Here is a 9,817-nt window from a genome sequence, read left to right on the forward strand (position 1 = left end):
GAGCGCCCGATAACGCCATGGGGTGTCCCCCCGCGTCGTTTCCTCCTTCCTCGGTGAGAGATGAAAAAATCAATCCTCGCGCTCGCGACACTGACCCTGGCCGCGACCAGCGCCACGGCAACAGAGCGCATGAACCCCGCGGACCTTCGCCGCGTCACCAAGGCCCGCGAGAGCATCGCCCCCGCGGTCCAGAGAGAGTTCGGCCCCAAGGCCCGGTTCATCAACCTCTTCGGACAGGGCCCGGGAATGCTCGCGGGCATCGTCGCCGAAATCCCAACGCAGCCCCTGGGCACGGATGACCTGCCGCTGCTGGCCATCGTCCAGTACGACGAGGCCACCGGCGCCGTGAAGGTCGTGGACCGCGAGTTCAAGTACCGCGAGGCGCGCACGGTGGGGCCCAACATCGCGCTGCTGGACGGCGAGGGCAACCTGCGCCTGCGCGGCTCCGGCGTCCGCGAGAAGCTGCTGGCACAGGGGGTGGGAGGAGACCTGTTCCCGACAGCGAAGGGTGACGCGCTGGTGGCCACGCTGAAGGCCCGCGGGAACGAGGCGCACGAGACGTCCGTGGGCATCATCGACCTGAACGGCCGCGTGAAGGTGTTGGCGGACGGGCCTGGCGTGGACGCGACGCCCTCCATCTCTCCGGACGGAAAGACGGTGGTCTTCGTGTCCGGCAGGACCAGCGTGGCGTCGTTCTACGTCACGTCGGTGGAGGGTGAGGCCCCGCGGCAGCTCACCAATGTCGGCATGGAGAACTGGATGCTCTTCGAAGGGGTCCCCGCCCACTTCGTGCCCCCACCCGTCTCGAGCCACCACATGGAATGGCTCGGCCCTGACGTCCTTCGCTACAACGCCGGCGGCGGCGCGTTCTGGAAAATCAATGTACGCACGGGTCAGGCGGCTCCGGACCTGGGAGATGCCCGATGATTCGCGCGAACACACGGAAGCTCACCCTGGCGCTGGCGCTCACCCTGCTGGCGCTTCCCGCCGCGTCTCAGGCCCAGACGATGTTCCGCTTCCCCATCTCGATGCTCGGGGACCAGTGCGGCAACGGAGGCTGCGTCGTCAGCGCCTACAAGGACTACGGCGGCAGGGACTACGCGTGCGGCGGCGTGCGCTACAGCGGCCACACCGGCACGGACTACGCCCTGTCGGGTGGGTTCGGGAAGATGGACTACGGCGTCTGGGTCATGAACGCCGCCAGCGGCGTCATCGAGTCCACGGTGGATGGCTACTACGACCGCTGCAACTACTGGAACCAGAGCAACCCCTACGCCGCCTGTGGCCTCTACACCGCCAACTACATGATCATGCGACACGGTGACGGCTCCAAGACGCTGTACTGGCACCTGAAGAAGTTCACCCAGCAGTTCGCCCGGAACACCTCGCTCTCGTGTGCCTACTGGGTGGCCCAGGTGGGCTCGTCCGGCGCATCCACCGGACCGCACCTGCACTTCGAATACTGGGTGCCCGGCTACGGCACGGATGACCCCTACGGCGGCGCCTGCGGGACGCCCTTCACGCGCTGGACGTCGCAAGGCGCCTACCGCGGGCTGCCTGGCATCGCCTGTCAGTAACGCGCGGACAGGGGGCCCTGGCCACACCCGGCCAGGGCGCCCTCCACCGGCGACTGCCGGGCGACGCGCTTCAGCCGGGTCGGCACCGGGCGCTCGCTCATCGTGAAGGAGCCGGCGCCGTCCGCCTGGTACTCGATGGCCTCGCCCTGCCCTTCCACCCAGGTGCACCAGGACCGCGTCAGGCCTTCAGCGCGGACACCAGGTCCCCCGCGGCCAGCCGTGTCACGGACTCCGCGGACGTGTGGAGGAAGCGCAGCGCATAGCCCTCGCTGCCGGCTGGGAGCGACGGGACGTCCGTCATCCCCGCGAAGAAGGTGGGCGCCGTGCCGGGTATGAAGGCGTGGGTGGTGGCCTCCGCTTCAAGGCCACGCAGCCTGCGCAGGAAGGCGGCGGTGTCCTCGCCCGGGGCCCGCTTCAGGACGGACACGGAGCCATCCCGGCGTCGGACCTGCACCGTGCGGCTGCGCGCGGCGGCGTGAAGGCAGGCCAGCTCCCAGAGCGTGGGGCGGGCGCCGGTGCCGAAATAGGCCAGGGTGTCCTTGCCAAGGTGCGCGAGCTCGCCCCGCGAGCGGCGCACGCTCTGGAAGTCATCCTCGGGAGGAACCTTCACATCCACCCACCGGAGCTGCTTCTCGACGAGGTCGATGACCAGCGGCACTGAAATCTGTCCGCTCCCTTGCAGGTCGAAGCGCTGCTCCACCGCGCGCGCATCGAAGTGAGGTCCGCCAGCGCCCTCCCGGACCATGAAGCCCGCGAACGCGTCCTCCATGCGGTCGAACGAGACGCTGTTGTAGGAGAACACCACCGGGATGGCGTAGCGAACGCCCTGCGCCAGCAGCCGCGGGGCATGGACATCCAGGAACTCGGCGCCTCCTAGCGGCAGCGGCCCGGACGTGACATCCCCCGAATGCACCGCGGCGTCGTCCGCCAGCCGCAGGTTCGTGAAGTCACACAGGTCCACCAACCACCAATCCTTGTCGTAGAAGGCCACCGACAAGTCCAGGTCCACCCGCGTCCCCTTGGGCTCCGTCCAATGGACGAAGAAGCGCAGCGTCTTCCCTTCCGGCAGCGGCAGCAGGCTTCCACGAGGAACCGCCACCAACGCCCGGGACGCCGTCTTCTCCGCCAGCGGCACCAGCAGGTCGGCCAGGGCCTCGTCGAGCACCGCTTGAGGGAAGGTCGGCAGCGCTTCCGCCCGGCGCAGCAGTTCCCGCTCCAGCGGCGCCACCAACTGGCCAATGGCGTCACCGGGGAGCAAGGGGCGCCGGTCCTCCATGCCCCAGGCGTGGGTGGCCTCGCCCTTGGGAAAGAACACGCGCCTGGCGAACGGCTTGTGCCGCTGGCGCAGGTGCGCCGCGGCGGTGAGCAGCAGCGCGGGCGCGGCCCGAGGCAGCACGGCCTCGAGCGCCGCGAGCAGCTCCGGGTCGAGCGCGGCGGAGCCCGACTGGGCCACCGACAGGCGGCTCACATAATCCAACCGGCGCAGCAGCTCGCCGGGCCGCTGCCGCAGCAGCCGCAGCGCGCCGCGGACATCGCACGCGTCCAGCGCCGCTTCGACGTGCGAGCCCCAGGAGCGGAAGGAGAGGCGGACGCCTCCGTCGACCTCCAGCCTTTGAAATTCCGCCGGATGCTCGCTGGCCAGCCCCAGCACGGCTGCGCCAAACGGCGTCTCCGGCGCCAACACCGTCTCACGCAAGACAGCGAACGCGAGCGCGACCTTCGGATGGCGCTGCCACTCTTCGAAGACATGCAGGAGCTTCGCCTGGGCCTTCCACAGGCCAGCGTGGCGCCGGAGGTCCTCGGTGAGGTTCAGCACGGAGCAGCCTTCCAGCATCCGCAGGACGGCGCGCCGCACCGGACGCGGAGGGCTCTTCAGCGGAATCTTGACGGTGAGGTCGGGGTTGCCGCCCGCCCACGCGACGAGCACCCGGAGCACATCCGTGGCGGTCTTCACGTGCGCCGCGGCGCTGGCCAGCACGTCTCCCGCCGTGGGGGCATCTTGAAGCAGGAGCCCCATGACGTGCGCCAGCGTCTCCTTCACCGGGATGCGCGGTGGGAGCCACCCCAGGATGCGCACCCCGAAGGAAGAGACGAGCAGCTTCAGCAACATCACTTCGCCTGGACGCAGCACCGTGGACCGGGACACCAGGCGCCGCAGCACCTCACTCGCCGTGGCCTCCGGGTCGGTGCCCAGCGACAGCCGCGTCAACCGACCGGCAGTCTGGCCATACACGCTGCCGGCGGCCTTGAGCGCCGTGGGCTTGAGGAACGGCTCCGACGGTGACAAGCGGCTGTGACAACTGGGACACGCGCTGTAGTCGCTTCCGTCGTAACACCGCTCGCAGACCAGGTGGGCGCACGGCGACAGCGCATGCACCGTGTCCTGCGCGCCGCAGTGGATGCACGGCTGTTCGGGCGACTGGAACAACCAGCCCAGCATCCGTTGCACGTACAGCCGATGGGTGTCGTGCGGCACGCTCTCGGGGAAGTTCCGGAACAATGGAACGAAGGGCCGGTTGGCCCCCAGGGCCGCCGCGCAGGTGTCGTAGACGAAGCGGCCGGAGGCCGCCATGACCTCGGTGGGCAGCGCGAGCAGCGCCTCCCGGAGCGGGCCGTCCAGCGTGTAGCCCACCCCCGCGAGGTCCGCCTCCAGGGCCTCCATGCCCTGCTCCCGCGCCCGCGGGTCACCGCTGGGCGAGAGTCCGGAGGGGAGGAAGACCCGCCCCGTGGTCCGGAGCAGCAGCGCGGCGGTATCGCCCGTCACATCGAGCGAAGGTGCGCCCATGGTGACTCCAAGCGGGAGGAGAAAACGGGGCGGAGAGCGGATCCGCTACCTCTGGAGTGAGAAGGAAGCAAACCCAGGGCCGCCCCGTGGGAAACCCTATCAGGGCCCGGAGGGGCGCCGCTATCGCTGAAACATGCGGGGCTCGCGCCGGAGATGGACGCGGACGCCCCACCTACAAACTTCCTGGTGCACTTCACCCACGTCCATGAGGAGCGCCAGGCCCGCGTGGACCTGGACCGGGCGGAGCCGTCAGACTGCGAGACATGAACCTCTCGCGAGCCGCCCTTCTCGTCCTGCTCCAGCCGCTGGCCGTCCAGGCCGCGGAATACCGCGTGGGCCCCGGCCAGCAGTACACCCGCCTGGGTGACGTGCCCTGGGAGTCACTGGAGCCCGGGGACACCGTCTTCGTCCACGCGCGGCCCACGCCCTACGCGGAGAAGTGGGTCCTGGGCCGCCGGGGCACGGCCGCCGCGCCCATCACCGTGCGCGGCGTGAAGGACGCACAGGGCAACCTGCCCGTCATCGTCGGGGAGAACGCCACCACGCGCGCGCAGCTCAACTACTGGGGCGAGGAGCGCGGCATCCTGAAGATTGGCGGCTCCAACCAGCCCGCGGACACGATGCCCGCGCACCTGGTGGTGGAGCACCTCCACCTGCGCCGGGCGCGCGGCGCCTTCACCGGCCGCAACGGCGCCTCCACCTACCTGGACAACGCCGCCGCCATCTTCATCGAGAAGGGCGAGCACATCACCATCCGGGGCTGCGTGCTCGAGGACAGCGGCAACGGCCTGTTCATCGCCAACCAGGCGTCGAACGTCACCGTCGAGCACAGCCACCTCCTGGGCAACGGCAACTCCGGCAGCATCCTCGAGCACAACGCGTACACCGAAGCCCTGGGCATCACCTACCAGTTCAACCGCTTCGGTCCGCTCTGCACTGGCTGCCTGGGCAACAACCTGAAGGACCGCTCGGCGGGCAGCGTCATCCGGTACAACTGGATTGAGGGCGGCAACCGGCAGCTCGACCTGGTGGACTCGTCCAGCGGCACGCTGCGCGCGGCGCCGTCGTATGCGCGGACGTTCGTCTACGGCAACGTCCTGCTGGAGCCCGAGGGCGCGGGCAACCGCCAAATCGTCCACTTCGGTGGCGACTCCGGCACCACGGCCAACTACCGGGGCACGCTCTACTTCTTCCACAACACCGTGGTGTCCAGCCGGACGGACCGGACCACGTTGTTGCGGCTGTCGCACCAGGACCAGACGGCGCACGTGACGAACAACGTGGTGCTGGTGGCCGCGGCCCAAGGCAACACCCTGTCCCTCACGGACGCGGCGGGCACGCTCCGGCATGGCGGCAACTGGTACAAGCCCGGCTACGTGAGCACCTTCGGCACGCTCACCGGCGCCGTGGTGGATGCGGGAGGCAATCTCACCGGAGCCGACCCGGGGTTCATCGACCTGGCCGGACAGGACTTCCGCCTGGCCACCGGCTCCGCCCCGCGGAGTCAGGCGGTGGCGCTCCCCGCGGAGGCCAGCAGCGAACCCGTCACCCGGCAGTACGTGAAGCACACCGCGAGTGAGCCGCGCGCCCAGGTGAGCCCGGCACACATCGGCGCGTATGGGGATGCCTCCGCGCCGGGAACGGAGACGCCGGACGCGGGCACACCGACTGACGCGGGCACGGGCACGCCGACCGACGCGGGTACGGGCACGCCGGCCGACGCGGGCACGGGCACGCCGGCCGACGCGGGTACGACGCCCCAGCAGCCGGGTGACGAGGGCTCGGGAAGCTCGGGCGGCTGCGCGGCCTCTGGAGCCAGCCTCGCGGGCCCACTGGCCTTCGCGCTCCTCGGCGTCCTGGGACGCAGGCGGAAGCGGGACGCTCGACGCATCCTTCCCCTGCGCCGAGGAGCCCGTATGCTCAAGGCGTGAGGTGGATGCGTCAGGCAGGACAAGCGTGGGGCCTGGGTCCCTGGAGGCAGGAAACCGCCAGCCCCGTCCGGCGGAAACCGAAGGGGCCTTCGCGGGCGAGGCAGCTCCACCGGACCGTCGTGGCCCTGGGTCGCGTCTCCCGCGCCTTCGAGTTTCCCCGCACGATTCTGCACGTCGCGAAGTCCCCGAGTGGCCCCATCATCGTCAGTGAGGATGACGAGGGCCGCCGCTACCTCCAGTTCGGGTGGATTGGCGCCTTCCAGAGCGCGGTGTGGCCGGGCTTCCCCCTGCGCCTGGAGCTGGACTACACGCGAGCCGTCGCGGCGACGCTGGTCTTCGTGCCGGAGCCCTCGCGCATTCTCGTCGTGGGACTGGGAGGTGGCGCCATCCCCACATTCCTCCGCGCGGTGCTCCCGCACGCGCACATCGACGCGGTGGAAATCCAGCCCCAGGTGCTGGACATGGCCCGGCGCTACTTCGACTTCCACGAAGACGAGGCCTTGCACGCCCATCTCACGGACGGACGGCGTTTCATCGAAGCACCCGGGGCGCCGTATGACGTCATCATCCTGGATGCCTACGGCGCGCGCACCATCCCTCCGACGATGGCGACGCGGGAGTTCATGCAAGCCACACAGGCAAGGCTGACGCCGGACGGGGTGGTGGTGGGCAACGTGCTCCGGAAGACAGGCAGGCCCGGCTCGCTGATGGACCCACTGTGGAAAGCCAGCTTCCCCCAGCTCTATGCCTTCGACGTGAAGACGTCGGACAACCGCATCCTCGTGGGGCTGCCCCACGCGCGCAGGCCCCTCCGGGCGGAGCTGCTGGCACGCGCCGGGCGGCTCGCACGCGAGTGGGGCGTACCCTTCAACCTCCGCGCGCGAGTGGCCCGGCGTGTGAGCCAAGGCCTCTCCCGGAAGACAGTCAATACGCGATAGTCTTTACAGACAGTCCCATAGCACCATCAGTCAATCTACTGACCCGCACCGTCATACGCGCGCTGCAATCCCTGGATGTCAAGCTTCACCATGCCCAGCATGGCTTCCATGACCCTGCGCGCCTTCTCCGGGTCCTTGTCACTCAGCATCTTCCCCAGCACGGACGGGACGATTTGCCAGGACAGCCCGAAGCGGTCCTTGAGCCAGCCACACTGCTGCGTCTGCCCTCCGCCCTCCAGGAGCTTCGACCACAGCTCATCCACCTCTTCCTGCGTCTGACAGTCCACGAACAGGGAGATGGCCTCCGTGAACTTGAACTGAGGCCCCCCGTTCAAGGCCATGAACTGCTGCCCATGCAACTGGAAGGTGCCGGAGACGACGGGCGCGGCGTCCGAGTTCCCGGCCCGGTTGAGGCTGAGAATCTTCGAGTCCCTCTTGAAGACAGACACGTAGAACTTCATGGCTTCTTCCGCGTTGCCATCGAACCACAGGAAGGGCGTGATCTTCTGCATGGTGCTTTCTCCTCTGTTCAGGAAGCGCCTGGCGTCAGGCGCGCTTGGGGTGCTTGGACTTTGATTTACCCAGGGGCTCGAAGAGCCCATCCAGGTACGCGCGCATCTGGCGCAGGTTCTCGATGACCATCTCAGGCCGCTGCCGCGTCTTGCCCACCAGCATCGAGCCCTGCCAGGTGCTGTAGAGCATCCAGGCCACGGCGTCGGAGTCGAAGCCCACCCGCGGCGGGTGCAGCCGCTTCGCCTCCGTGAGCAACCCCGCCACCGCGCCGACCCAGGCCTCCATGTGGCCTTCACCCGCCTGGCGCACGGTGGCGTTGGACAGCGCCAGCTCCTGGGACAGCATGCCCACCATGCACGTGAGCAGCTCACCGTGCTGGCGGGCCAGGTCGCTCATGACGTCCAGCAGCCGGTGCAGCTTCTCCAGCGGGCCCACGTCGGGCGCGTCCCAGGCCACGGCGTACAGCCCCATGCCCAGCTCCGCGAAGGCGGCCATCGCGGCGAGGCCAAGCGCCTCCTTCGACTCGAAGTGATGGAAGAAGCTGCCCTTGGTCAGCCCAGCCTCGGCGCAAATCTGATCCACCGTCGTCGCCGCGAACCCCTGACGCATCATCAGAAGGGTCGCGGCCGCGATGAGCTGACGCCGCGTCTCGGGGGCGTCGCGCCTTCGTCGGGGTGGTCGCTCGTTCATACAGACTGGTTGGTATGTAGCGAAGCCGCCCCAACCCGTCAAGCCACTGGGTGATACACCTGCGCGCGACAGGCGGAACGGAAGCTTCCAGCGTCGCAGGCCTGAAAATCACACGACACGCCCCTGAGACACGGTCGGCGTTGCCCATCCGAGCACGCAGCGGATAATCCGTTGAAAATGACTCACAGCGTCGGGGGCACGGCACGCGCCGTCCCGCCGCTCCTTTCGAACCGGAGTTCCTGGATGCAGTCACATCGCGCGGTCTGGAGCAGGCGCCTGATACTCGTGGGGAGCGTCATCCTCCTGTCATGCGGGAAGGAGGGGTTGACGCCGCCCGGTGAGGACGCACTGGCCGCCGCACGAGGCCAGGCCCTGGCCCAGTGGAAGCAGGCCCCGTCCGCCACCACCGCCCTGGCGCTGGCGCAGGCCTCCTTCCCCGACCTCGGAACGCTCCCAGCGCCCGCGGCGCCCTCGGCCCGGCAGCTCGAGGCCCGGCTCGCGAATGACGGCGCGCTGACGCTGACCACGCGCGGCCTGAGCTTCCATGTCCGCCCGGCCGCCGCCGCCGCGGGCGCGCTCCACCGTGAGCGCTTCGCCGCGTTCCACGGCGAGCGGCACCTCTGGTGGCCCGTGGGGAGCACCCAGACCACCGCCGAGGGCTGGCTCACCTCGCGGATCGAGGAGGCCTGGATTCTGGACGCGCTGCCGGAGGCACGCGACGGCAAGCCGACGCACCGCGCCGAGTACACCGTCACGTTGCCGCCCTCCGTCCGGCGCATCCAGGACACGGGCGACTCCCTCCAGTTCCTCGATGAAGGCGCGCGCCCCGTGCTCCGCTTCCATCCCGCCGTGGTGCGCGACGCCAACGGCCAGTCCCGCGCTGGCAGCACGCGGCTCGCGGGGGGACGCATGAATCCACACACCCGGCTGTTCGACGTGGACGGCGCGCAGGTGCGCATCACGACCGAGGTCTCCCTCGCCGGGCTCACCGCGCCGCTCGTCGTCGACCCGGGCTGGTCCTCCACCGCCACCATGGCGACCGCCCGCGCGCAGCACACCGGCCTCCTGCTTGGCACCGGGGAGCTGCTGGTCGTCGGCGGCGTCAACCGCACGGGCTTCGTGACTTCGTCCGAACGCTACGACCCCGACACCGACACCTGGAGCGCGGCGGCCGCCGCCGGAATTACAGGCAACGTCACCATTTCCGCGCGCCTCTCCGATGGAAGGGCACTCGTGATGACGGACGGCTCCACGTCGGGGCGCCTCTACGACCCCGCGACGGACACCTGGTCGGCCACGGGCCCCATGGCCGCGCAGATGGGCTACCTGCCCGGCACGCTGTGGATTCTGGTGGGCGCGGTGCTGGCGGGCGCGGTGCAGGAC

The 9,817-nt window shown here is 69.5% G+C and carries 9 protein-coding genes; 5 read left to right on the forward strand and 4 right to left on the reverse strand.

All coding sequences use genetic code 11. The features are described from left to right. Nucleotides 1–60 precede the first annotated feature (60 nt). Together G4D87_RS00975 and G4D87_RS00980 are read left to right on the forward strand one after the other, a co-directional pair. Nucleotides 61–927, forward strand: coding sequence for a TolB family protein (locus G4D87_RS00975; protein ID WP_240357913.1), 867 nt, complete (start codon nucleotides 61–63; stop codon nucleotides 925–927). Then, complete coding sequence (locus G4D87_RS00980) at nucleotides 924–1,577, forward strand: M23 family metallopeptidase (RefSeq protein WP_163777348.1); 654 nt, start codon at nucleotides 924–926, stop codon at nucleotides 1,575–1,577. The genes G4D87_RS00975 and G4D87_RS00980 overlap by 4 nt, the downstream gene beginning before the upstream one ends. Here G4D87_RS00980 and G4D87_RS38790 read toward each other — a convergent pair. Beyond that, the gene (locus tag G4D87_RS38790) at nucleotides 1,571–1,735 is read right to left on the reverse strand and encodes a hypothetical protein (protein ID WP_205507364.1); all 165 of its coding nucleotides are present in this window, start codon (nucleotides 1,733–1,735) and stop codon (nucleotides 1,571–1,573) included. The genes G4D87_RS00980 and G4D87_RS38790 overlap by 7 nt on opposite strands. Before the next feature lie 20 nt (nucleotides 1,736–1,755). Continuing rightward, nucleotides 1,756–4,362 carry an MXAN_6230/SCO0854 family RING domain-containing protein gene (locus G4D87_RS00985; protein ID WP_163777349.1) on the reverse strand — a complete coding sequence of 869 codons (2,607 nt, stop codon included), beginning with the start codon at nucleotides 4,360–4,362 and terminating at the stop codon, nucleotides 1,756–1,758. Between the two features lie 263 nt (nucleotides 4,363–4,625). Between G4D87_RS00985 and G4D87_RS00990 the strand changes: the two genes are divergently transcribed. Next, on the forward strand, nucleotides 4,626–6,293 hold the full coding sequence (locus G4D87_RS00990) for a right-handed parallel beta-helix repeat-containing protein (protein ID WP_163777352.1): 1,668 nt from the start codon (nucleotides 4,626–4,628) through the stop codon (nucleotides 6,291–6,293). Nucleotides 6,294–6,412: 119 nt separating this feature from the next. Then, nucleotides 6,413–7,231 carry a spermidine synthase gene (locus G4D87_RS00995; protein ID WP_240357914.1) on the forward strand — a complete coding sequence of 273 codons (819 nt, stop codon included), beginning with the start codon at nucleotides 6,413–6,415 and terminating at the stop codon, nucleotides 7,229–7,231. 35 nt (nucleotides 7,232–7,266) lie between these two features. Here G4D87_RS00995 and G4D87_RS01000 read toward each other — a convergent pair whose 3' ends face one another. Together G4D87_RS01000 and G4D87_RS01005 are read right to left on the reverse strand one after the other, a co-directional pair. After that, nucleotides 7,267–7,743, reverse strand: a complete 477-nt coding sequence (locus G4D87_RS01000; RefSeq protein WP_163777355.1) for a VOC family protein — start codon at nucleotides 7,741–7,743, stop codon at nucleotides 7,267–7,269. Nucleotides 7,744–7,777: 34 nt separating this feature from the next. Then, a complete protein-coding gene (locus G4D87_RS01005) occupies nucleotides 7,778–8,434 on the reverse strand; it encodes a TetR/AcrR family transcriptional regulator (RefSeq protein ID WP_163777357.1) in 657 nt (218 codons plus the stop codon). Between the two features lie 243 nt (nucleotides 8,435–8,677). Here G4D87_RS01005 and G4D87_RS39900 point away from each other — a divergent pair. Continuing rightward, nucleotides 8,678–9,817 (forward strand): carbon starvation CstA family protein (locus G4D87_RS39900; protein WP_275902251.1); only part of this gene is annotated, 1,140 nt, incomplete at its 3' end.

This window comes from Myxococcus vastator (assembly GCF_010894475.1).
GTDB lineage: Bacteria > Myxococcota > Myxococcia > Myxococcales > Myxococcaceae > Myxococcus > Myxococcus vastator.

Excerpts from the sequence above, each read along its gene's own strand:
- G4D87_RS00975 (WP_240357913.1), top strand. The coding sequence starts at position 61 with ATGAAAAAATCAATCCTCGCGCTCGCGACACTGACCCTGGCCGCGACC.
- G4D87_RS00980 (WP_163777348.1), top strand. The coding sequence starts at position 924 with ATGATTCGCGCGAACACACGGAAGCTCACCCTGGCGCTGGCGCTCACC.
- G4D87_RS00985 (WP_163777349.1), bottom strand. The coding sequence starts at position 4,362 with ATGGGCGCACCTTCGCTCGATGTGACGGGCGATACCGCCGCGCTGCTG.
- G4D87_RS00990 (WP_163777352.1), top strand. The coding sequence starts at position 4,626 with ATGAACCTCTCGCGAGCCGCCCTTCTCGTCCTGCTCCAGCCGCTGGCC.
- G4D87_RS01000 (WP_163777355.1), bottom strand. The coding sequence starts at position 7,743 with ATGCAGAAGATCACGCCCTTCCTGTGGTTCGATGGCAACGCGGAAGAA.
- G4D87_RS01005 (WP_163777357.1), bottom strand. The coding sequence starts at position 8,434 with ATGAACGAGCGACCACCCCGACGAAGGCGCGACGCCCCCGAGACGCGG.